Here is a 20,754-nt window from a genome sequence, read left to right as displayed (position 1 = left end):
GCTGGCGTCCCTATCTGTTCCCGACCAGCATCACGGGGAATTCCAGATGGCGAAGCGTCAATTGAAGCTCGGGGCCTTCATGCGCCCGGTCAGCATCCATACCGGGGCATGGCGTTATCCCGGCGCGGTACCGAACGCGAACTTCAATTTTCCGCTGCTGAAGCAGATGATCCGGAAGCTCGAAGCCGGCAAGTTCGACGCCTTCTTCATGGCCGATCATCTCGCGGTGCTGAACATGCCGGTCGAGGCGCTGAAGCGCAGCCACACGGTGACGTCATTCGAGCCGTTCACGCTGCTATCGGCACTCGCTGCGGTCACCGAGAATATCGGCCTCGTCGCCACCGGCTCCACCACCTTTGACGCGCCCTATCACGTCGCCCGCCGCTTCGCCTCGCTCGATCATATCTCCGGTGGCCGCGCCGGCTGGAATATCGTGACGACCTCGAACCCCGATGCCGCACTCAACTTCGGCATGGACGATCACATGGAGCATACCGAGCGCTACAAGCGCGCGCGTGAGTTCTATGACGTCGTCACGGGCCTGTGGGATTCCTTCGCCGACGATGCATTCATCCGCGATGTCGAGAGCGGCATCTTCATGGACCCCGAGAAGATGCATGTGCTCGATCACAAGGGCCCGTATCTCTCGGTGCGCGGCCCGCTGAACATCGCCCGCCCCGTGCAGGGATGGCCCGTCATTGTGCAGGCCGGCGCATCGGAAGACGGCAAGCAGCTCGCTGCCGAAACAGCGGAAGCGGTGTTCACCGGGGGTGGCCCCATCGGCGATGCGCAAAAGCTCTACGCCGACATCAAGGGCCGCATGGCCGCGCTCGGCCGCGATCGCGACCACCTCAAGATCCTGCCCGGCGCCTTCGTGGTGGTCGGCGACAGCGTCGAGGAAGCCAAGGAGAAACGCGCGCTGCTCGACAGCAAGGTGCATTACGCCAACGCCATCGCCTCGCTCTCGATCAATCTCGGCACCGATGCCTCCGGATTCGATCCAGATGGCCCGCTGCCCGAGATACCCGAAACCAATGCCAGCAAGAGCGGCCGGGAACGCGTCATCGCCCTCGCCCGGCGCGAGAACCTGACCGTGCGCCAGCTTGCCCAGCGCCTCGGCGGCTATGGCGGCTCCGCCTTCGTGGGCACGCCCCGGACCATTGCCGACGAGATGCAGGAATGGCTGGAAACCGAGGCCTCCGACGGTTTCAACATCATGTTTCCGTATCTGCCGGAGGGGCTGAACGACTTTGTCGACCGGGTGATCCCGGAACTGCAGAAGCGCGGGATTTTCCGCACGGAGTACGAAGGCCGGACGCTCCGGGAGAATTTGGGCCTCCCGCGGCCCGAAAACCGCTTCTTTCCGGGCTAGGACCCGGAAATCCCCGGATTTACCACCCCGGAAAACCTTGACTTTGGGGCGTTCGGGGCTAGGTTGCGCCCCAACACGGCCAGTGCTCTGGCTGTCACCCGATTCCTGACATTCAGAGGTTCACCATGGCCAAAGCGGTCACCATCAAGATTAAGCTCGTTTCCACCGCGGACACCGGCTTCTACTACACCGCCAAGAAGAACTCGCGCACCATGACCGACAAGATGGTCAAGAAGAAGTATGACCCGGTCGCGCGCAAGCACGTCGAGTTCAAGGAAGCCAAGATCAAGTAAGCGCTGACTGCAACTGCTGACGGATTTTGAACGGGGTCCTTTCGGGCCCCGTTTTCTTTTAGCCTCGCCCCGCAAGGCGCGGGGCGCGGTTGAGCGAGAAGCTCGGCCCGACCGCTCCAATTCTAAGAATCCGCGCAGCACTGCATTTACCCTGCCACAACTATGGCGGGTATTGATCGGCAATTGAAACGGTAGTCCCGTCATTTCGTGCGACAAGTAGGTATCATTCGACGCAATTATTTTGCATCGGGAGCATCCCTTGTCTTTCCGCGACACCGACTCAACGACGGCTGGCCAACTCTCGTCCGCGGTGTCGCTGGCCGGCGTCTTCGTCCGATACGCCTTCTATTTTTTCGGAATGATTGTCTTCGGGATCATCGCCTTCGTGTTGATCTGGCTCTGGGGCAATCGGGTCCAGGTGGTCCAGGACAAGCCAGCTTTCAGGATCGCTGACGGCAGCTTCACACGGTTACCCGTCAGCTCCGATATCATCACCAGCGGACTGCTTGGCCGTGTTGAGGTCATGCAATACGGGGCACTTGATCATCGCGGGATCGATCTCACCGTGGCGATCGCGTTCCCGCCCCCGGGCGGCCTCCAGACGCGGCCGACTTTCGACCCGCGCGACACAAAGCTTTTGCGCAACATGCGCTTCCAGACGCTCTCCACGCACTTCGATCTGGAAACGCGCTACGGCCCTGTCCATGCCGTCGAAACGCGCGTCGAGACTGACGGCCGCTGGAAACAGTGCCTTGCCTTCAGCTCGCGCTTCGATACCAGGGCTGTGTTCCTCTCCGGCTGGACCTGCGACGCCACCGGCACCAAGCCGGGCGCGGATGCCCTCGCCTGCGCGCTCGACAAACTCGTGATCGACAAGGAATTGCCGACGAAAGAAGCCGACGCCTATCTGCGCGCGCGCATGACGCGCCCGGCTTACTGCGCGGCCCGGCAGGTCACGCAGACCTTCGATACGGGATCACGCCCAATCTCGCCGCCGTCGCGATGGTCGCAACCGTCGGCACGAACACGTCTGTGACAGTGGCTTAGGCGGCCGCAGCGACCACGCGATTGCGGCCGTCGTGCTTGGCGCGATACAGCGCCACGTCGGCACGCTTGAGCACGTTGGCGATCGGCTCGCCCTTCTTCTCCAGCGTCGACAGCCCGATCGAGATCGTGACCTCGATGCGCTTGTTGCCCTTGTCGATGGAGAACGGCTCGCCGGCGATCGAGCGGCGCAGACGCTCGGCCACCATGCTGGCGACATGCATGTCGGTCTCTGGCATCACGATGACGAATTCCTCGCCGCCATAGCGACAGGCCAGATCGATGCCGCGGATCGACTTGCGGACGCGCACGGCGAATTCGCGGAGTACGTCGTCGCCGGCATCGTGGCCATGATTGTCGTTGATCGACTTGAAGAAGTCGATGTCGAGCATCATCAGCGCCAGCGGCTTGCTGCGGCTGGCCGCCTGCTCTGCCAGCGTCTCCAGATGGCTTTCCATGTAGCGCCGATTATGCAGACCGGTGAGCCCGTCGGTGATCGCAGCCTCGATGGAGTTCTGCACGTTATCGCGCAAATGGTCGGTGTAGCGACGGCGACGCACCTGCGTGCGGGCGCGGGCCAGGAGCTCGTTCTTGTCCACCGGACGCATGAGGTAGTCGTTGACGCCGATTTCGAGGCCACGCAGCAGCCGCGGATTGTTGTCGGCATCGGCGATGGCGAGAATGGGAATCTGCCGCGTGCGTTCCAGCGAACGCGCCTGGCTGCACAGCCGCAATCCGTCGTAATTCTCTAGGCTGAGCGAGACAATGAGCAGATCGTAATTGCCCTCGGCGGCATGAAACAGCGCCTCGGTCGGATTGGGTTCGACATCGACAGTGTGCTCGGCCGACAGGATCGGCGCCAGCCGCTCATAGGATGACGGACGATCGTCGACCAGCAGGATGCGCCCGCCCACGCCCGCATCGGCCACGGCGCTGCGCTCGGGCGCCTGTACGCCGATCTCGAGCGAGGTGATGGCGCGCATGCGCAGCTCATCGGTCATCATCTTCAGACGCGTCAGCGAACGCACGCGGGCCACCAGCACGGCATCCGCGACGGGCTTGGTGAGGAAGTCATCGGCGCCGGCTTCGAGCCCGCGCACGCGATCCGATGGCGAATCCAGCGCGGTGACCATGACGACCGGAATGAAATGCGTCTTCGGATTGGCTTTGAGGCGACGGCAGACTTCGAAGCCGTCCATGTCGGGCATCATGACGTCGAGCAGGATCAGGTCGCATTCCGAACGCGCACAGACTTCCAGCGCCTGTGCGCCGTTGGACGCGGTGACGACGTCGAAATATTCCGCCGAGAGACGGGCTTCCAGAAGCTTGACGTTGGCGGGGATGTCATCGACGACAAGAATACGCGCTGACATAGGGAACTCCCTAACCGATGAACCGTCGAACGGTTTCGATAAATTTTCCGACCGAAATGGGCTTTGACAAATAGGCTTCGCAGCCGCCTTCGCGGATACGCTCTTCGTCGCCCTTCATGGCGAAGGCTGTGACGGCAACGACGGGGATCATGCTGATCGCAGGATCCTTCTTGATCCAGCCGGTCACTTCGAGACCGGAGACCTGCGGTAGCTGAATATCCATGAGGATGAGATCGGGGCGGAGCGAGCGGACCAGATCGAGCGCTTCATAGCCATTGCTCGTGCCGACTGTCTGATAGCCATGGGCTTCCAGCAGGTCACGGAAGAGCTTCATGTTGAGCTCGTTGTCCTCCACGATCAGGACGGTTTTTGCCATCCCGCCCTCCAATCCCGACTGAACGGTCTTGTATGCGCGGGGCATGATTGCCCTGCGTCACCGGCACTGCGATTTCCGAAGCGAACTTCCGAATTCACTTCGGCCACCCGCCGAAGTGCCCATGTACCGCGCGCATCCCACCAACTGGAATCGCCCCGGTGACTCGGGCATGATGATTCAAAATAGAGACGATAAGTTACGGAAAGGCAAACACGCATGATGAAAAAGCCCAAGCGCCACCCCAGCGAAGTCGCTGAAATCGTTGCGATTCAGGCGCTATCCTTTGTCGCGGGGCAACCCGATCGGCTGGGCCTGTTCCTCTCCGAGAGCGGAATCGGTCCGGAGACCCTCCGGTCGGCTGCAAAGGACCCGCAGTTCCTCGTCAGCGTGCTCGATTTCGTGCTGCGCGATGACGAGACCGTGAAAGCGTTTTCGGCATCGTCGCAACTGGACCCCACCACCATCGCCGCCGCGCGGCAGGCACTCGATCCCCGCGGGCAGGAATTTACGTGAGCGCCTCCCCGTCAGAGCTGAGCGGACCGCGCTGCTTCTGCCGGGATTGCCTTGTCGATCTGGATGTTCGCGTGAAGCGCTGTACCGCCTGCGGCTCGCCGCGCCTGGTGCGGCACCACGCACTGCCCGCGCTGACGCTGGCGCATATCGACTGCGATGCGTTCTATGCGACCGTGGAGAAGCGCGATAACCCCGCGATCGTCGATCAGCCTGTCATCATCGGCGGCGGCAAGCGCGGCGTGGTGTCGGCGGCCTGTTACATCGCCCGCACCTATGGTGTGCGCTCGGCGATGCCGATGTTCAAGGCGCTCGATCTCTGCCCCGATGCCGTCGTGGTGCGGCCCGACATGGCGAAATATGTCCGCGTCGGCCGCGAGGTCCGTCACGCCATGCAGGCGTTAACGCCGCTGGTGGAGCCGCTGTCGATCGACGAGGCCTTTCTCGATCTGTCCGGCACGCAGCGCGTGCACGGCATGATCCCCGCCAAGGTGCTGGCGAAATTCGCCGCCGACATCGAGCGCACTGTCGGCATCACGGTCTCGGTCGGCCTGTCGGTGAACAAGTTTCTCGCCAAGATCGCCAGCGATCTCGACAAGCCACGCGGCTTCGCCACACTCGATCAGGACGACGCCGTGGCCATGCTCGCCGACAGGCCCGTCAGCTTTATCTACGGCGTCGGCCCGGCGACCGCGGAGAAACTCTCGCAGCGCGGCTTTCGCAAGATCAGCGACATCCAGAAGGCCGATGAGACCGACCTGATGAAACAGTTCGGCGGCGAAGGCCGCAGGCTGTGGCGCCTCGCCCGCGGCATCGACGATCGCCTCGTGGTCGCCGATCGCGGCGCCAAGACGATCTCGAACGAAACCACATTCAACGAAGATATCCGCGACTTCGCCACGCTGGAGAAAATCCTGTGGCGCTTGTCGGAAAAGGTCTCCTCGCGACTGAAGAGCAGTGAGCTTTCGGGCACCACGGTGACGTTGAAACTCAAGACCGCGGATTTCCGCCAGCGCACCCGCTCGCAATCGATCCAGTCGCCGACGCAGATGGCGGCGCGCATCTTCGATATCAGCCGCGAGATGCTGGCGAAGGAAATCGACGGCACGGCCTTTCGCCTGATCGGCACCGGCGTCAGCGCGCTGAAACCCGGCGCGGAAGCCGGCGACGACAACATGCTCGACCGCCGCTCGTCTCATGCCGAACGGGCGATGGACGATCTCAGGAAGAAGTTCGGCAGCGCCGCGGTGATCCGCGGCATCGCCTATGACGGGCCGGAGAAGCCGCGAACTTCCGAGAAAAGCTGAGCCCGTCATCCTGAGGAAGCGCTTTTTCAGCGCCGTCTCGAGGGATGGCCGCGCCCCCCGTCATGGTTCGAGACGCACGCCGAGTGGCGCGCTCCTCACCATGAGGGCAGAGTTTGTGGCTAGCCGAACACGTCCTGCAACTCGCCGTCCCTGATCACATCCACGCCGTCCAGCGTGATCGTTGTCTTGAAGATCGGCAGATCGAAATGCCCCGCCGTATAGCGGCCCGCGAATTCGTTGGCGCCGGTGGAGAACAGGAAGTTGCCTGCCACGGCGCGGATTTCCGTGCCGTTGGTGTCGCGCTGGTCATACATCTGCAGCGCCTCGTAGCGCGCATTGGGGTTCATGCCCCAGCCCACATGCGACACGGCGTAAGCTTCGCGATCGCCCCAGGCGGCCAGATAGCGCTTCATCATCTCGGCGTCGGCGCCCTCGCCCGTGAGTTCGGTGAGATAGTCGTCCTTGAACAGCATCCGCACCGGCGACGTCAGGTAGCGCTTGAAAGTCAGATTGATATCGCCTGCATCCATCACCACCGTGCCGTTGATGGTCTTGCTCTTCGGGAAGCTCACCACGATGCCGCCCGGCCAATGCGCCAGCGTGCCCGGCTTGTCGGTCCAGCCCCAGACGCCGACGGTGGCGGCGCCTTCCATGTTGATGTCGAGATCGGTGCCCGCCTTCGACGTCACCTTCATGTGCTTCGTGCCGCGCAGCATCTTCGCCGCCGCGCGCACGCGCTTCTCGAGCGCCGAGTCCGGCACCATGCGCTCGAGCGCTTCGGGATGCTCGTTGGAGATCACCAGAATGCGTGCGCCGGCCTTGAGAATCTCCGGCGTCTCCTTCGCATGCATCAGGCCCTCGATGGTGCAGTCGACCACGAAGCCGGCCTGCTGCAGCGCAGACACCACCGGGCCGAGCTGCTGGATCGCCTCGGACGCGCCGGTGGAGCGGATCGGCACGACCTGCTTGTTGCGCGGCGTCGGCACCACGACGTGGAACGGCCGCGCGCCCATGCGCAGCAATGCCAGTTCGGCGATGTGGACATTCAGCGCGCGCGATTGCGTCTCGGAGAGGATGGCGGCAGTGTCGCCGGGCTTGACCGCGCAGCGTTCGAAGATCTCGCAGAATGCGTCGATCCATTTCGCCTCGATGCGATCCGCCAGCATGCCGTTTCTCCGTGTTTTTAAGCGATTATGATTGGATGATAGGCGCCGTCATGTTATATGAAAAGGAATATTTTTAATCTTGAAGGACAGTCTGGCGCTGTATTTTGAGCAGTCCCTGACGTCGCGGAGCGGCGAATCCCATGGCCTTTGACAAAACGGCGTTTGACAAGACGGCGCATGACAAGGTCGCGGACGACAAGCTCCCGGATAAGGCGCAGGCGGTCAACCCCGCCACCTTCCGTCAGGCGCTGGGCCAGTTTCCGACCGGCGTCACCGTGGTCACCGCCACCAATGGCGACCATCCCGTCGGCATGACCGCCAACTCCTTCTCGTCCGTGTCGCTCGATCCGCCACTTGTGCTGTGGAGCGTCGCAAAATCCTCGCCGAGCCACGATCCCTTCGTCGCGGCAGATGCGTTTGCCATCCACTTTCTCGGCGCCGATCATGGCGAGCTGGCGATGCGCTTCGGCCGCCGCGGCTCCGACAAATTCGCTGATATCGCGCATGCACCGGGCATCAGCGGCGCACCGCTGATCGAGGGCCTCGCACCGATCTTCGAATGCAAGACGTGGGCACGCTATCCCGGCGGCGACCACACCATCCTTGTCGGCGAGGTCGTGCATTTCGTCGAGCGCAATCACGATCCGCTCGTCTTCCACTCCGGACAACTCCGCCGCATCGACAAGGCACAGCCGCGTACGCCGGCCCTGGCCAGCAACAGTTTTGCACGCAGCTACCTGTCCTATCTGCTGGCGCGCGCGAGCTTCAATGTGTCCAGCACCTTTCACGCCCGGCTCAAGGAGTGGGACCTCACGGTGCCCGAATGGCGCGTGCTGGCCTGCCTTGCCGATGTCGAGGGCCTGTCGGTCGGCGAACTCGCGGCGATGGCCTTGATGAAGCAGCCGGGCCTGACAAAAGTGCTCGACCGCATGGAGCGCGACGAGCTGCTGAAGCGCAAGAGCACGTCCAACGATCGCCGCCGCGTCACCTTGTACCTCACCGCCAAGGGTCGCGCGCGCGTCAAGCCCGTGCAGAAGGCTGCGCTCGAACATGAGGCCGAACTGCTGAAGCGCTTCAGCGACGACGAGCGCGCAACGATCAAATATACCCTCGATCTCCTGATCGACAGCGGCATGTCAGATGTCGCAGGCGAGTAGCTGAGCTCTCGGCGTAGGATGGGTAGAGCGCAGCGAAACCCATCACTTTCAGTGCATGTGGGCGATGGGTTTCGCAGCGCTACGCTACGCGTAACGCCGCTCTACCCATCCTACAAACGAAAATGGCCGGGACATCCAGCGAAGCCGCGCTTCGCGCTTTGCCCGACCATCACGTCATTGTCGACGAAGCGCCGTTACTTGATCGGCGCGACGACCTTGCCCTTCAGCTCGGAGACGTCGAGCTTCTTCGGCAGCATTCCGGATTCGACATAGGTGTCGAGCATCTTCTGGATCGCGTCGAAATTCGGCGCGGCGCCCGGATCCCTGGCGAAATCATTGTCCTTGAGCAGATAGGTTTCCAGCACCGGGATCGGGGCCTTCATCACTTCGTTGACGACCTTCAGGGTTTCGTCGCGGTTGGCCAGCGCCTTCTGCATGCCCAGCGTCAGGTCACGCACATACATCCTGGCCAGTTCCGGATTCTTCTCGATGAAGTCGGCACGGCAGGCTTCGAGGATGTGCACGATGCCATCCTGCTGCTGCGACAGCGAGAACAGCTTGCGGGTGCCACCCTTGGCTTCCATGCGCGCGGCGAACGGCTGGTTCATCACGGCGGAATCGACGCGGCCCGAACGCAGCGCTTCTTCCGAGAGGGCGAAGCCGACTTCAACCAGCTTGACGTCCTTGGCCGGATCGAGGCCGGCCTGCTTCAGCAGGATCGCCATCGGGCCATAGATGCCGGAGCCCAGCGTGTTGATCGACATCGTCTTCCCCTTGAGGTCGGCGATGGTCTTGATCGGTGAATCGTCCTTCACGGCCCAATAGACGGAGAAGCTGCCCGGCTTCTCGAACACGTGCTGCGCGACGATGGAGGCCTTGAGGTTGCCGCTCTGCACGCCCTGCGCCAGTGCCAGCACCGATTGGGTCGCGCAGTCCAGCGCGCCGGCCGCGAGTGCCTGCGTCATCGGCGCAGTGCCCTGAAACTGCACCCACTCGATATTGTATTTCTTGCCGAGATCCGCGAATTCCTGCGGACGCTTCATCATCCAGTATTTGGATTCTTCGGCCGGAATGGTCCAGCCAACCTTGATGGTTTGTTGGGCAAATGCCGAGCCACTGCTCAGCAACGCGCCCAGCGCGAGAGCTGCCACAACGCCACGCTTCGATGCGATCCGCTTCATCCTGAATTCCTCTGTTTTCAGCGACCCGGCCGCAATCAGAAACGAATGCAATTCTCCTGCCGAAGCGCTCCCCGCTCACAATTGTTTCATGCTTCAAATGAACGCGCAATATGCCTCGCTATGGGCTATATTGAAGCAGACTGGTCGGACTGCCAGCCCGGGAATTGATTCACCATGAGCAATGACTCCTTCTTCTCCGATCTCCTCGCATCCATCTCGGAACGCGGACGCACGCTGCTGCGGCTCGGTCCTGCATCTGTCGATCCCAAACAGAACGCATCGGATTTGATCGAACTCTGCGCAGAGCTTTTGTCAGGACGCGGCGAAGCATCGGGCACGGTCCTCGCGCGCGGCGTGCTCGACCGCTACAAGAGTCTCGACGAGGCCGGCCGCCTCACTTTCTTCGAGCACCTCGCGCAGAATTACGGTCCGGATCGCGACAAGCTCGAAAAGGCCATCGAGGCATGGCGCGCCAAGCCGACCGGTGACGTCTCCGGCGAATTGCATTTCGCATCCGAGCCGCAGCGGCAGGAGTTGTTTCGCCGGCTGAACCGCGCGCCGAACGCGACCAGCGAACTCGTGAAGATGCGTGAGGATCTTCTCGATCTGAAGAATGGTAACAAGGATCTCAACGCCGTCGATCGCGACGTCGTCCATCTCTTGGCATCGTGGTTCAACAGGGGATTTCTCGTGCTGCGCAAGATCGACTGGTCCACGCCCGCCAATGTGCTGGAAAAAGTCATCAAGTATGAGGCGGTGCATGAGATCCACGACTGGGACGATCTGCGCCGCCGCATCGATCCCGCGGATCGCCGCTGCTACGCGTTCTTCCATCCCGCATTGGTCGATGAGCCGCTGATCTTCGTCGAGGTTGCGCTCACCGAAACCATTCCGGGCGCCATCGCGCCGCTGCTGGCCGTCGATCGCCAGCCGGTGCCCATCGAGCGCGCGCGCACCGCGGTGTTCTATTCGATCTCCAACTGCCAGCGCGGTCTCGGCGGCATTTCGTTCGGCAACTTCCTGATCAAGCAGGTGGTCGAGGAACTGCGCCGCGAACTGCCGAAGCTCGACACTTTCGTGACGCTGTCACCGGTGCCGGGCTTCATGAAGTGGCTCAAGAAGGCCGATGACCTCAACCTGTCCAATGAGGACCAGGCGCTGGTCGACATGCTCGCCGATCCGCTGTGGGTGCACGACACAGCGCTGACGGCACAGCTCAAGCCCGTGATGGAGCACCTCGCCGCGCATTACTTCCTGAAAGCCAAGAGCCCGCGCGGCGGCCCGATCGATTCCGTCGCCCGCTTCCATCTCGGCAACGGCGCACGGCTGGAGCGCATCGACTGGCTCGGCGACACCTCGGCCAAGGGCCTGCGCGAGTCCGCCAGCCTGATGGTGAACTATCTGTATCGTCTCGACGATATCGAGAAGAACCACGAGGCCTATGCCGATCATTACGAGATCGCGGCATCAAGCGCGGTGAAGAAGCTGCTGAAGAGCGAAGGTGGCGGTGGCCTGCGTTTGCTGGACAGCATGCGGCTGACAAGAGCGGAGTAAAGCTCAGTGCGTCACACTCTCCCGGCCTGCGGGGAGAGTGTGAGCCCTGCTCACTTGCAGGGCTTGCTGTCCTTCACATTGAACTTGCTCATGGCGCCGCCGATGACGAAGTCATTGTAGTCCAGCACCAGGGACCGCGAGACGCCGTTCTCAAAGAGTTCAAACGACATGGCATAGACCGGCATCTGCTCGCCGCCATCGGAGGATTTTGCCGATTTGTCGTAATAGCTGACGGTCACCGGCCAGCGCGTCAGCTTCTTCATGCCGTCATCGCCCGTCGAAGGATCGGGTTCGGTGACCTTGCGGTCGCCGGGGATCGCCTGCCCGATGATCGTGAGCGTGCTGTAGACTTTCTCGCCGGTATCCGAACCGTCATAGACATTCAGTTCCAGCACCGACTTGCCCTCGCGCGCAGCGGCGATGATGCGATGGATCTGCTCGGTCGGAAATACGGTCGAGCCATCCAGCGTGAAGGTCTTGGCCACTGGCTGCTTCAGCTTGACGGTGACGTGGTCGCCCTCGCGTTCCGCCATGCCATCGACGGCGCTGGCATCGCCGTCATTCATGCGGGTGTCGATCTTGAAGCGATAGCTCTTGCCGTCGCCGGCTTCCCAACTGGTGGAGCGCAGATCGCTCAGCGTGGTCTTGTCCTCGCCGCTGTTCAGTTCGGAGACCTGGCGGAAATCCGAGGTGTAGCCTTCGCAGGCACTGCCGGTGAAATTGTAGAGGATGCGGCCGCTGGCGCTGTTGACGCTGGCATTGCCGCGCGACTTCAAGAGCTTCAACTCATACAGCGCCTGATGCGCCACGAACGGCGTGCCCGCAGCGGGGGGAGCCGCGAATGCCGATACCGGCGCCACGAAGGTCGCCATGGTCAGTGCCAGCGAAGCAGCCTGAAGGCGCGAAACGGAGGAAATGCGGCGCATGGGGTTTCCCTGGATTCTCGAACTACAACAATAGAGAGCGCCTTATTGCGTCGCAACTACGGCCACGCCGGATTAGCACTGCGGAAATGCCATATTCTGCAGCAAATCTCGCCGAATCCGCACCGTTACGGCGGCGACCCGGTGTCGCCCGATCGTCACTTGCGTGGCGACGCGGTATGGGTGAAACAGACGGTGCCTGAACCCTTTGGGGACCTTTGTTCGGGCACTTCATCAATCATTTGGGGAATCACGATGGCAGGAACGGTCGAGCAGAAACTCGCGGATTTGGGGGTCAAGCTTCACGAGCCGGTGAGCCCGGTGGCGAACTATGTCGGCTTCGTCCGCACCGGTAATCTGCTGTTCGTCTCCGGCCAGATCTGCATGGGCGCAGACGGCCAGCTGATCGCCAAGGGCAAGCTCGGTGCCGGCGTCACCCTCGAGCAGGGCGTCAATGCGGCGCGCGGCTGCGCCATCAATATCCTGGCCCAGGTCAAGGCAGCGCTCGGCGATCTCGACAAGGTGGCCCGCGTCGTCCGTCTCGGCGGCTTCGTCAATTCGACGCCGGATTTCATCGACGCGCCGAAGATCATCAATGGCGCATCGGACCTGATGGTCGCCGCCTTCGGCGACAAGGGCCGGCATTCCCGCGCCGCTGTCGGCGTTGCCTCGCTGCCCGCCGATTGCGCGGTCGAGATCGACGCCGTGTTCGAAGTCATCTAGCTTTTCGTCTTGACGCGTTTCTTCACGCGAACCGGTATCCACTTCGCTTGAAAACGCTCTGATGCAGGACAATCCCGATGCGCGCACCTGACTGGCTCATCGCCCGACCGGTCGCGCATCGTGGCCTGCACGACCCTGCGCGCGGCATCATCGAGAACATGCCCGGCGCCATGCATGCCGCCATCGCAGGCAATTTCAGCATCGAGACCGATGTGCAGCTCACCGCCGACGGCGAGGCGATGGTGCATCATGACGATGAGCTCGGCCGCCTCACCGAAGGCTCCGGTCCCCTGCTCGCGAAGACATCCGCCGAACTCAAGCAAATTGCCTTCAAGGACACGCCGGAGCGCATGATGACGCTTGGCGATCTCCTCGCCCTGATCGATGGCCGCGTCGGGCTCGTGATCGAGATCAAGAGCCATTTCGATGGCGACCGCAAACTCGTGCGCCGCGTCGCCGATATTCTCAGAACCTATCGCGGCCCCGTCGCCTGGATGTCGTTCGATCCCGATCAGGTTCTCGCGATGCGCGAGATCGCCCCCGGGATCCCGCGCGGCATCACCGCCCAGCGCACCTATGACGCTGGCGAGTGGCTGACGTTGACGCAGGCCCAGCGCGACGGCATGCGGCATCTGCGCCATGCCTTCCGCACCCGGCCGCACTTCGTCTCCTATTGGGTCAAGGAACTGCCTGCCCCGGCGCCGTGGATCGCCCGCAATATTTTCGGCTGCGCGCTGCTGACCTGGACCGTGCGGACGCCGGAACAGCGCGCCATCACGGCCCGCTATGCCGACCAGATGACGTTCGAAGGCTTCGTGCCCTAGCCACAAGCGCGTAGGATGGGCAGAGCGCAGCGAAACCCATCGCTTTCCCTCGCGAGTGATGGGTTTCGCTCCGGCGCGATGCGCCTCCGCTCTACCCATCCTACGCGCTCGGACGTGACCCTTGAAGTGGCGGGCGCGATACACAATCTTAGGAGCGGTCACCGCGATGGTTGATCGCACATGACCGGTTCAAGTGATTGATGACGTCATCGGACATTACCCTCGAAGCAGTGGCGTCCATCAGCCAGATTCCGGCCACGGACTGGGACGCCTGCGCCACCGGCCGCGCCGATCTCGGCGGGGTCGAACGCCTCGACACATTGGCGCCGGCGAGCAACGGTTGCAGCTCGAAGCCCATCTACAACCCATTCGTGTCCCACGCCTTTTTCACGGCCGTCGAGAAATCGAATTCGGCCTGCGCCCGCACCGGCTGGGGTCCGCGGCACCTGATCGCCAGAAGCGAGGGCCGCATCCTGGGTATTGTGCCCTGTTATCTGAAATCCCACTCGCAGGGCGAATACGTGTTCGACCGCGGCTGGGCCGACGCCTATGAGCGCGCGGGCGGGCAATATTACCCGAAACTGCAGGCCTCGGTTCCCTTCACGCCGGCCGCCGGACCGCGCCTCCTGATCCGCGACGGCGTCGACGTGGAACGCGTTGGCGCGGCGCTGGCCGGCGGCCTCGTCGGCCTGTGCGACGCCACCGATGCATCGTCGGTTCACGTCACTTTCGCACGCGAGAGCGAATGGCAATTTCTTGGCCAGCGCGGCTTCCTGCAGCGCACCGACCAGCAGTTTCATTTCCACAATGACGGCTACGGCAGTTTCGACGACTTCCTGGCGACGCTGAATTCACGTCACCGCAAGGCGATCAAGCGCGAACGCCGCGACGCGCTGGCCAATGGCATCACCATCCATCCCCTCACCGGCAGCGATATCACCGAGGATGCCTGGGATGCGTTCTTCGCCTTCTACATGGAGACCGGCTCGCGCAAATGGGGGCGTCCCTATCTGACACGCGCGTTTTATTCGCTCATTGCCGAGAGCATGAGCGATGATGTCGTGCTGATCATGGCCAGACGCGACGGCAAATGGATCGCGGGCGCCATCAACTTCATCGGCTCGGACACGCTGTTCGGCCGCCACTGGGGCGCCATCGAACATCATCCGTTCCTGCATTTCGAGGTCTGCTATTATCAGGCCATCGACTTCGCCATTCGCCGCGGATTGAAGATTGTCGAGGCCGGCGCCCAGGGCGAGCACAAGATCGCACGGGGCTATCTGCCGCAGACCACCTATTCGGCGCATTACATCGCCGATCGCGGACTGCGTCAGGCCGTCGGCGAATATCTTCAGCGCGAGCGCGAATATGTCGCGGAGGCCGTCCGCGAATTGACCGAAGCCGGCCCGTTCCGGAAGACCGACGAGCACGATTAAGCCGTCTTGACCGGGTCACGTCTGGCAGCGACAGTCCCCGAAATTCTCCGGAGGATTCCATGACCGCGTATGACCCCAACAACATCTTCGCCAAGATTCTGCGCGGCGAATTCCCCTGCTACAAGGTCTATGAGAACGAGCACGTCCTGGCTTTTCTGGACATCATGCCGCGCTCGCCCGGCCATACGCTGGTGATCCCCAAGGCGCCCGCGCGCAACATCTTCGACATCACGGCGGACGACTACGCCCATGTGATCCGCGCCGCCCACAAGATCGCCGCCGCCTGCAGACACGCCTTCAACGCCGACGGCATGACCGTCGCGCAATATTCGGAAGCCGCCGGCGGTCAGGTGGTGTTTCACCTGCACATGCATGTGATGCCGCGCCACGACAATGTCGCCCTGCTGCCGCCGGCGTCGCGCAAGGAAGACCCGAAAGTGCTGGAAGACAACGCGACCAAGCTGATCGCGGCACTGGCGGCGCTTTAGGCCGTCTCAGCGCGTAGGATGGGTAGAGCGTCTTCGCGAAACCCATCAATGCCATTCGATGTCGTTGATGGGTTTCGCTCCGGCGCGATGCGCCTCCGCTCTACCCCATCCTACGGACTGGCTCCCCCTCACCCGTCTCGAACGCACTCCGTGCGTTCGATCCACCCTCTCCCCGCAAGCGGGGCGAGGGAAACTACTCCGTCTGGAAATCACCCGGCTGCGGCGGCGCCAGCGGCGTGAATTCGCAGCGGTCGGGCTTCACGTCCAGGAGCGGCGTCTCGTCGAGACAATCGAGCCCGCGTACCAGCACGGTCGATCCCTCGATTCCCACCAGCTTCACCATCGACGTACCCAGCGGATTGGGCCGCACCGGCGTGCGCAGCGAAAAGATACCGCGGGCATTGCCGTCGTTCCTGGGGCTCTGCAGCACCAGGTCGCGGCGCGACAGATGCAGCCAGTAGATCACTTCGAGATACTTGTAGAGATCGAGGTCCTTCAGCCCCGGCACCCACGGCTCGAAGATCTCGAGCCGGCACACCGGGCCGTCATGGCGGCCCTGTCGCGGCGTTTCCAGCCGCGACGTCCATGGCGTGCGGATGCGCCCGATATAGACGAGGCCCGCATGGTTCGGCTTCGGTGCATCGACGGCGAGTTCGCCGGCACGGATTTCGCTTTCACGAACCATTGGTCACCGTTCCTGCACCCTGTCGATCAATCCAGCGAGATGTTCTGCGCCTTGATCACCTTCGACCACCGCGCCCGGTCTTCGTCAACGAATTCGTTGATCTCCTTGACGCTCTTCGGCCGCAGCACGGGAAAGCCGATCTTTTCCAGCGAGGCACGGAACGTGTTGTCGTTCAGGGCGCGATCCATGCTGGCTGTCACGGTCCTGACGACGTCGTCCGGCAGTTTCGACGACCCCGCCAGGCCGAACCAGACGCCAACCTGATAATCGGGATAGCCGCTCTCGATCACGGTCGGCACGTCAGACAGATCCGGGCTGCGTTCTTTCGAACTGACGCCGAGCGGCCGCAGCAGGCCGGCCTTCACCGGCGGCAGCGCCGTGGAGAGCGTATCGAACATCACCTGGATATTGCCGGAGAGAAGATCGGTCAGCGCCGGCCCCGCGCCCTTGTAAGGCACATGAGTCATCTCGACGCCGGCAATCTGCTTGAACATCTCGCCTGCGAGATGAATGGTGCCGCCGGTGCCGGCCGAGCCGAAATTCAGCTTGCCCGGATTGGCTTTCGCGTAAGCCACGAATTCCTTCACCGTCTTGGCCGGCACGGACGGATGCACCTCCATCACCACAGGCAGATCGGTGACCACCGTCAGCATGCGCAGATCCTTCTGCGGATCGTAGGACAGCTTTTTGTAGAGCAGCGGATTGAGCACCATGATCGACGCGGCAGTGACGAACAACGTGTAGCCATCGGGTTCTGCACGTACGACCGCTTCGGCGGCGATGGCGCCCTGCGCGCCCGGCTTGTTCTCGACGATCGTCGGCTGCTTGAGGTCGCGGCCGAGATAGTCCGCGACCAGCCGCGCGAGCACATCCGTCGGGCCACCCGCTGCGTAAGGCACCACGAGCTTGATCGTGCGCACGGGATATTCCGCTGCACGGGCGAGCGGCGCGGCAACGGCCATCGCAGCGATGACAAGGCCGGATATCAGGGCAGAACGCGCGCGAAATTTCATATCATCTCCCAACCGATTATTTTTTAAGTTGGGCGGAGACTATCGCGTTCACGCAGTCATACAAGGCCGATACAGCCTGATGCTGCCGCCTATCAACCCAGGATGTATTTGCCGGCGACCATCACCAATTCGCCGCATGCGACGCCGAGGAAGATCGATCGCCTGAAAGCGACGAAGACGACGAGACCGACAGCTACCGCGCCATAGCGCAGCGGCGGTGGAATACTTGCCAGCGCGCCGGGCGGCACGACCAGGATTTGCGCGATAACGCCGGCGAGGATCGCAGTGGCCACCGCCCTCACCCAGACCAATATCTCGGACTCTTCGTCGACGCCGCCGCCGAGCCACAGGCCGAGCATGCGCCAGACTTCATTGGGCAGGAAACCCGCCAGCAGCAGCACAAGGAGCGCGTGCCAGTCGCCGATGAAGTCGCTCATCGCCGCCTCCAGCGATGCACGCCATAGGCGATGGTCCCGGCGGAGACGCCCGATATCAGGATGTCGACGCCGGTGTTGAACATCGACACGACAGGAAACAGCGCGAGGCCGAGCACGAGCGCCACGACATCGGCGAGCTGCTTGCAGTTGCGTGCGGTGGACAGCAGGAACGCCAGCGGCGTCAGCAGCAGGATCGCCGCGCCGAACAGCGGCGGCAGATTGGCCGCGAGGTGATAGCCGATGAAGGTCGCGGTCAGCGACGTCGAGACGAGGCCCACTCCGAGCCCGTTGACGAAGGCGATGCGTCGCTCGCGCGGGACCTGCGGCATCAACCGGAAACACTCGACCCACAGCGTCACCGCGATGAAATGCGATGGCAGGATCAGTTGGCGCTTTTTGGTATCCGGCATGCGCAGCATCGGCAGCACCGACACCACCATGGGAAACAGCCGGATCGCGCTCACGGTCACCGCGAGCGCCGCCTGAATCACCGTGGCGCCGGAGCCGAGCGCGACGAGAAGAATGATCTGCGCAGGCCCCGCCCAGACGAATAACGTGCTAGCCAGCGCCCAGAACAGGCTGAAATGTGTGTCATGGGCGAGTGCGCCGATGCCGACATAGGTCGCGAACAGCACCAGCGTCAGGATGGTCCTGGCGATCGACCCCATCCCGAACAGGAAGGCGGCTGCACTGCCCTGCCATCTCGGTGAATCCAGTGCAGGAAGCGCCACGGTATCCGCATGTTATTGATTGATCCGACCTGCCATAGGCGGCCGAAATCCGCAGCCGTCAAGATCGCGGAATGCATGGATCGGCAGAGTCACCCTCTGCCATTGCGCAGCACCAGACAGCCCTGCCCGGCACGGCGGATCTTGCCGCAGAGATCGTTGGCCTCATCGCGCGTGTCGGTCCCGATCCTCACTTGATAGAACGTCCGCGTGCCGCGGCTGCGAAACAGCGAGTTCAACAAGTTCGGATCGCGATCGCCGACCACGGAACGCAGCCGTAACATCACCCGCGCATATTGCATCAGCGCGCGATCGCGATTGAACCCGGCAGCCAGTTGCACACCCCATGGCCGCGCTTCGCCAAGCTTCACGCGCGCCTCCAGTTGCGTCACGAAGGGATTGGGCGCGCGCTGCAGCAGCGCCATCAATTCGCGGCAGCTCGACGTCGCGGCACGCGGCGGCATCTTGCCGTTGCGTCCGGCGGCCTGCCAGTCCTCGACCGTCGCGCCGGTGATCGCGGAGACATAGTTGCGGGTCTCAAAGGGCATGTATCCCTTGCCGTCGAGCCAGTCCTGGACGCGGCGCGGTCCTGCATTATAGGCCGCAGCCGCGAGGCCGAGATTGCCGAACTGGTTACGCAGCTCGCTGAGAAACTCCGCCGATTTCGGCAGCGCCTGCACGGGATCGAACGGATCGAGCAAACGCCGCTCATCGGCCGTGCCCGGCATGAATTGCGCGATGCCCTGTGCGCGCTGGCCATTGCGCGTCACGGGACCCACGGCATCAGGCTGAAACCGGCTCTCCTGCCAGATCACGCGGGCGAAGAACTCCAGCGGCAGATCGTTGGCCCGCGCTGCGGACTCGATCATCAGACACATCGACTCGCGGGCAGCGCTGTCCCGCGCCAGATTGGGCTTCTCCGGAACCGTCATTGGCAGCATCCGGTCCGCGCCGGGCTTGGCCAATTCGCTGACCGGGAGCTCTTCGGCGCGCCCGCCCGCGACCGGCGCAAGCAACAGCGCCCCGAGGCAAAGTATCCGGCCGATGATCCTTCCGAGCGCCATGCCTGATCCCATGCGGTTTCCCCGCGCCTTGACAGCGAGACCCCAGCAGCTAGCTATGAACGAAAGACGGCGAAACCGGGAGTGCAAACAATGGCCGACGCAGGCGACGACAGATCAGGCTTTGCCAGCGACGACGATGTTCCGATCCAGTACATGGCCCGCACCCGCGCCTATTATCAGGCGATCGGCTATGACGTTCCCTATCGCTGGGCCCATCACATCGACGCGCCGTTCCAGCCGCTGAAGAAGCCGCTGGCGCAGTCGCGCGTCGCCATCGTCACCACCGCAGCCCCCTTCGATCCCGCCAAGGGCGATCAGGGTCCGGGCGCGCTCTATAATGGCGGCGCCAAGTTCTATCAGGTCTATGACGGCGATACGTCGATCGATCACGACCTGCGCATCTCGCACATCGCCTATGACCGCGTGCATACGAGGGCGGATGACAGCGGCACCTGGTTTCCCCTGCCCGCGCTGCGCGATCTCGCGGCATCGGGCCGCATCGGCAGTGTCGCACCGCGGTTCTATGGCGCGCCGACCAATCGCAGCCATCGCGTGACCCTTGAGACCGATGCGCCGGAGATCGTGAAGCGCGCGAAGGCCGATGGGGTCGACGTCGCCGTGCTGGTGCCGAACTGCCCGGTCTGCCACCAGACCATCAGCCTGGTGGCCCGCGAGCTGGAGGCCAACGGCATCGCCACCGTCGTGATGGGTTGCGCCAAGGACATCGTCGAACACGCCGCCGTGCCCCGCTTCCTGTTCAGCGACTTCCCGCTCGGCAACTCCGCCGGCAAACCGCACGACAAGGCCTCACAGGCGCAAACCCTGGAACTGGCCCTGCGCCTGCTGGAATCCGCCGTCGGTCCACAGACCACCCTGCAGTCGCCGCAGCGCTGGGCCAGGGACGCCGTGTGGAAGCGCGACTACAACAATGTCGCCCTGCTCAGCGCCGAGGAACTGGCCCGCCGCCGGGCCGAATTCGACAAGCAGAAGGACATTGCCCGGGGATTGCGCGAGACGGCTGCCTGAGCCACCCCCGCGGGGACAATCACCCGGTCTTTCCGCGATCGCTCTTAACTTTGGTTTACGTTAACTCTGCTTGG

Annotated in this window: 22 protein-coding genes; 12 read left to right on the top strand and 10 right to left on the bottom strand. The window is 63.0% G+C overall.

Annotated features, from left to right (window positions below):
- Positions 1-46: 46 nt before the first annotated feature.
- The 3 genes from AC1RLZ_RS02460 (at position 47) to AC1RLZ_RS02450 (ending at position 2,701) form a co-directional block, all read left to right on the top strand.
- Entirely contained in the window at positions 47-1,372 is a 1,326-nt protein-coding gene (locus AC1RLZ_RS02460; RefSeq protein ID WP_493187325.1) for an LLM class flavin-dependent oxidoreductase, read from the top strand.
- A gap of 125 nt (positions 1,373-1,497) precedes the next feature.
- Positions 1,498-1,665, top strand: a complete 168-nt coding sequence (gene rpmG / locus AC1RLZ_RS02455; protein ID WP_211908954.1) for a 50S ribosomal protein L33 — start codon at positions 1,498-1,500, stop codon at positions 1,663-1,665.
- Positions 1,666-1,924: 259 nt separating this feature from the next.
- Complete coding sequence (locus AC1RLZ_RS02450; RefSeq protein WP_493187324.1) at positions 1,925-2,701, top strand: MBT domain-containing protein; 777 nt, start codon at positions 1,925-1,927, stop codon at positions 2,699-2,701.
- Between the two features lie 7 nt (positions 2,702-2,708).
- Here AC1RLZ_RS02450 and AC1RLZ_RS02445 read toward each other — a convergent pair whose 3' ends face one another.
- Positions 2,709-4,082: a PleD family two-component system response regulator gene (locus tag AC1RLZ_RS02445; protein WP_493187323.1), complete on the bottom strand. Its 1,374-nt coding sequence runs from the start codon at positions 4,080-4,082 to the stop codon at positions 2,709-2,711.
- A 10-nt stretch (positions 4,083-4,092) separates the two neighbouring features.
- The gene (locus tag AC1RLZ_RS02440; protein WP_068732379.1) at positions 4,093-4,458 is read right to left on the bottom strand and encodes a response regulator; all 366 of its coding nucleotides are present in this window, start codon (positions 4,456-4,458) and stop codon (positions 4,093-4,095) included.
- A 219-nt stretch (positions 4,459-4,677) separates the two neighbouring features.
- On the opposite strand from AC1RLZ_RS02440, the gene AC1RLZ_RS02435 reads away from it, so the two are divergent.
- Positions 4,678-4,971, top strand: a complete 294-nt coding sequence (locus AC1RLZ_RS02435; protein WP_371425045.1) for a DUF3572 domain-containing protein — start codon at positions 4,678-4,680, stop codon at positions 4,969-4,971.
- Positions 4,962-6,275: a DNA polymerase IV gene (locus AC1RLZ_RS02430; RefSeq protein WP_493187525.1), complete on the top strand. Its 1,314-nt coding sequence runs from the start codon at positions 4,962-4,964 to the stop codon at positions 6,273-6,275. The genes AC1RLZ_RS02435 and AC1RLZ_RS02430 overlap by 10 nt, the downstream gene beginning before the upstream one ends.
- Positions 6,276-6,394: 119 nt before the next feature.
- On the opposite strand, the gene AC1RLZ_RS02425 is transcribed toward AC1RLZ_RS02430, so the two are convergent.
- On the bottom strand, positions 6,395-7,441 hold the full coding sequence (locus AC1RLZ_RS02425; RefSeq protein ID WP_493187322.1) for a 2,5-dihydroxypyridine 5,6-dioxygenase NicX family protein: 1,047 nt from the start codon (positions 7,439-7,441) through the stop codon (positions 6,395-6,397).
- Between the two features lie 140 nt (positions 7,442-7,581).
- Here AC1RLZ_RS02425 and AC1RLZ_RS02420 point away from each other — a divergent pair, with 140 nt between their 5' ends.
- On the top strand, positions 7,582-8,598 hold the full coding sequence (locus AC1RLZ_RS02420; protein WP_493187321.1) for a flavin reductase: 1,017 nt from the start codon (positions 7,582-7,584) through the stop codon (positions 8,596-8,598).
- Positions 8,599-8,792: 194 nt separating this feature from the next.
- Here the strand turns inward: AC1RLZ_RS02420 and AC1RLZ_RS02415 are convergent, their stop codons facing one another.
- Positions 8,793-9,779, bottom strand: a complete 987-nt coding sequence (locus AC1RLZ_RS02415) for an ABC transporter substrate-binding protein (protein ID WP_068732554.1) — start codon at positions 9,777-9,779, stop codon at positions 8,793-8,795.
- Positions 9,780-9,953: 174 nt separating this feature from the next.
- On the opposite strand from AC1RLZ_RS02415, the gene AC1RLZ_RS02410 reads away from it, so the two are divergent.
- Entirely contained in the window at positions 9,954-11,333 is a 1,380-nt protein-coding gene (locus AC1RLZ_RS02410; protein ID WP_493187320.1) for a malonyl-CoA decarboxylase, read from the top strand.
- A 50-nt stretch (positions 11,334-11,383) separates the two neighbouring features.
- Here the strand turns inward: AC1RLZ_RS02410 and AC1RLZ_RS02405 are convergent, their stop codons facing one another.
- A complete protein-coding gene (locus AC1RLZ_RS02405; protein ID WP_371425047.1) occupies positions 11,384-12,205 on the bottom strand; it encodes a cell envelope integrity EipB family protein in 822 nt (273 codons plus the stop codon).
- A 306-nt stretch (positions 12,206-12,511) separates the two neighbouring features.
- Here AC1RLZ_RS02405 and AC1RLZ_RS02400 point away from each other — a divergent pair, with 306 nt between their 5' ends.
- The 4 genes from AC1RLZ_RS02400 (at position 12,512) to AC1RLZ_RS02385 (ending at position 15,727) form a co-directional block, all read left to right on the top strand.
- Positions 12,512-12,979 (top strand): RidA family protein, encoded by a 468-nt coding sequence (locus AC1RLZ_RS02400; protein WP_089263740.1) that lies wholly within the window; start codon positions 12,512-12,514, stop codon positions 12,977-12,979.
- Positions 12,980-13,056: 77 nt separating this feature from the next.
- Complete coding sequence (locus AC1RLZ_RS02395) at positions 13,057-13,803, top strand: glycerophosphodiester phosphodiesterase (RefSeq protein ID WP_493187319.1); 747 nt, start codon at positions 13,057-13,059, stop codon at positions 13,801-13,803.
- 200 nt (positions 13,804-14,003) lie between these two features.
- Complete coding sequence (locus tag AC1RLZ_RS02390; RefSeq protein ID WP_493187318.1) at positions 14,004-15,239, top strand: GNAT family N-acetyltransferase; 1,236 nt, start codon at positions 14,004-14,006, stop codon at positions 15,237-15,239.
- 59 nt (positions 15,240-15,298) lie between these two features.
- On the top strand, positions 15,299-15,727 hold the full coding sequence (locus AC1RLZ_RS02385; protein WP_493187317.1) for an HIT family protein: 429 nt from the start codon (positions 15,299-15,301) through the stop codon (positions 15,725-15,727).
- A 193-nt stretch (positions 15,728-15,920) separates the two neighbouring features.
- On the opposite strand, the gene tsaA is transcribed toward AC1RLZ_RS02385, so the two are convergent.
- The 5 genes from tsaA to AC1RLZ_RS02360 all read right to left on the bottom strand — a co-directional run bounded on the left by tsaA (position 15,921) and on the right by AC1RLZ_RS02360 (position 19,666).
- The gene (gene tsaA / locus AC1RLZ_RS02380) at positions 15,921-16,412 is read right to left on the bottom strand and encodes a tRNA (N6-threonylcarbamoyladenosine(37)-N6)-methyltransferase TrmO (protein WP_493187316.1); all 492 of its coding nucleotides are present in this window, start codon (positions 16,410-16,412) and stop codon (positions 15,921-15,923) included.
- A 26-nt stretch (positions 16,413-16,438) separates the two neighbouring features.
- The gene (locus tag AC1RLZ_RS02375; protein ID WP_493187315.1) at positions 16,439-17,425 is read right to left on the bottom strand and encodes a Bug family tripartite tricarboxylate transporter substrate binding protein; all 987 of its coding nucleotides are present in this window, start codon (positions 17,423-17,425) and stop codon (positions 16,439-16,441) included.
- A 92-nt stretch (positions 17,426-17,517) separates the two neighbouring features.
- Positions 17,518-17,862 (bottom strand): AzlD domain-containing protein, encoded by a 345-nt coding sequence (locus AC1RLZ_RS02370; RefSeq protein ID WP_371425031.1) that lies wholly within the window; start codon positions 17,860-17,862, stop codon positions 17,518-17,520.
- Positions 17,859-18,593 (bottom strand): AzlC family ABC transporter permease, encoded by a 735-nt coding sequence (locus tag AC1RLZ_RS02365; protein WP_371425032.1) that lies wholly within the window; start codon positions 18,591-18,593, stop codon positions 17,859-17,861. Before AC1RLZ_RS02365 ends, AC1RLZ_RS02370 begins: the two co-directional genes overlap by 4 nt.
- Before the next feature lie 89 nt (positions 18,594-18,682).
- The gene (locus AC1RLZ_RS02360; protein WP_493187314.1) at positions 18,683-19,666 is read right to left on the bottom strand and encodes a transglycosylase SLT domain-containing protein; all 984 of its coding nucleotides are present in this window, start codon (positions 19,664-19,666) and stop codon (positions 18,683-18,685) included.
- Between the two features lie 78 nt (positions 19,667-19,744).
- Between AC1RLZ_RS02360 and AC1RLZ_RS02355 the strand changes: the two genes are divergently transcribed.
- Positions 19,745-20,680 (top strand): glycine/sarcosine/betaine reductase selenoprotein B family protein, encoded by a 936-nt coding sequence (locus AC1RLZ_RS02355; protein ID WP_493187313.1) that lies wholly within the window; start codon positions 19,745-19,747, stop codon positions 20,678-20,680.
- Positions 20,681-20,754 lie beyond the last annotated feature (74 nt).

The sequence above is a fragment of the Tardiphaga sp. GW822-FHT04G09 genome (assembly GCF_058800725.1).
This window is presented reverse-complemented; position numbering and strand designations above follow the sequence as displayed.

What these genes read in the sequence shown, in the direction of transcription:
- AC1RLZ_RS02460 (WP_493187325.1), top strand. Translation starts at nt 47, where the DNA reads ATGGCGAAGCGTCAATTGAAGCTCGGGGCCTTCATGCGCCCGGTCAGC.
- rpmG (WP_211908954.1), top strand. Translation starts at nt 1,498, where the DNA reads ATGGCCAAAGCGGTCACCATCAAGATTAAGCTCGTTTCCACCGCGGAC.
- AC1RLZ_RS02445 (WP_493187323.1), bottom strand. Translation starts at nt 4,082, where the DNA reads ATGTCAGCGCGTATTCTTGTCGTCGATGACATCCCCGCCAACGTCAAG.
- AC1RLZ_RS02440 (WP_068732379.1), bottom strand. Translation starts at nt 4,458, where the DNA reads ATGGCAAAAACCGTCCTGATCGTGGAGGACAACGAGCTCAACATGAAG.
- AC1RLZ_RS02435 (WP_371425045.1), top strand. Translation starts at nt 4,678, where the DNA reads ATGAAAAAGCCCAAGCGCCACCCCAGCGAAGTCGCTGAAATCGTTGCG.
- AC1RLZ_RS02425 (WP_493187322.1), bottom strand. Translation starts at nt 7,441, where the DNA reads ATGCTGGCGGATCGCATCGAGGCGAAATGGATCGACGCATTCTGCGAG.
- AC1RLZ_RS02420 (WP_493187321.1), top strand. Translation starts at nt 7,582, where the DNA reads ATGGCCTTTGACAAAACGGCGTTTGACAAGACGGCGCATGACAAGGTC.
- AC1RLZ_RS02415 (WP_068732554.1), bottom strand. Translation starts at nt 9,779, where the DNA reads ATGAAGCGGATCGCATCGAAGCGTGGCGTTGTGGCAGCTCTCGCGCTG.
- AC1RLZ_RS02410 (WP_493187320.1), top strand. Translation starts at nt 9,954, where the DNA reads ATGAGCAATGACTCCTTCTTCTCCGATCTCCTCGCATCCATCTCGGAA.
- AC1RLZ_RS02405 (WP_371425047.1), bottom strand. Translation starts at nt 12,205, where the DNA reads ATGGCGACCTTCGTGGCGCCGGTATCGGCATTCGCGGCTCCCCCCGCT.
- AC1RLZ_RS02400 (WP_089263740.1), top strand. Translation starts at nt 12,512, where the DNA reads ATGGCAGGAACGGTCGAGCAGAAACTCGCGGATTTGGGGGTCAAGCTT.
- AC1RLZ_RS02395 (WP_493187319.1), top strand. Translation starts at nt 13,057, where the DNA reads ATGCGCGCACCTGACTGGCTCATCGCCCGACCGGTCGCGCATCGTGGC.
- AC1RLZ_RS02390 (WP_493187318.1), top strand. Translation starts at nt 14,004, where the DNA reads ATGACGTCATCGGACATTACCCTCGAAGCAGTGGCGTCCATCAGCCAG.
- AC1RLZ_RS02385 (WP_493187317.1), top strand. Translation starts at nt 15,299, where the DNA reads ATGACCGCGTATGACCCCAACAACATCTTCGCCAAGATTCTGCGCGGC.
- tsaA (WP_493187316.1), bottom strand. Translation starts at nt 16,412, where the DNA reads ATGGTTCGTGAAAGCGAAATCCGTGCCGGCGAACTCGCCGTCGATGCA.
- AC1RLZ_RS02375 (WP_493187315.1), bottom strand. Translation starts at nt 17,425, where the DNA reads ATGAAATTTCGCGCGCGTTCTGCCCTGATATCCGGCCTTGTCATCGCT.
- AC1RLZ_RS02370 (WP_371425031.1), bottom strand. Translation starts at nt 17,862, where the DNA reads ATGAGCGACTTCATCGGCGACTGGCACGCGCTCCTTGTGCTGCTGCTG.
- AC1RLZ_RS02360 (WP_493187314.1), bottom strand. Translation starts at nt 19,666, where the DNA reads ATGGGATCAGGCATGGCGCTCGGAAGGATCATCGGCCGGATACTTTGC.
- AC1RLZ_RS02355 (WP_493187313.1), top strand. Translation starts at nt 19,745, where the DNA reads ATGGCCGACGCAGGCGACGACAGATCAGGCTTTGCCAGCGACGACGAT.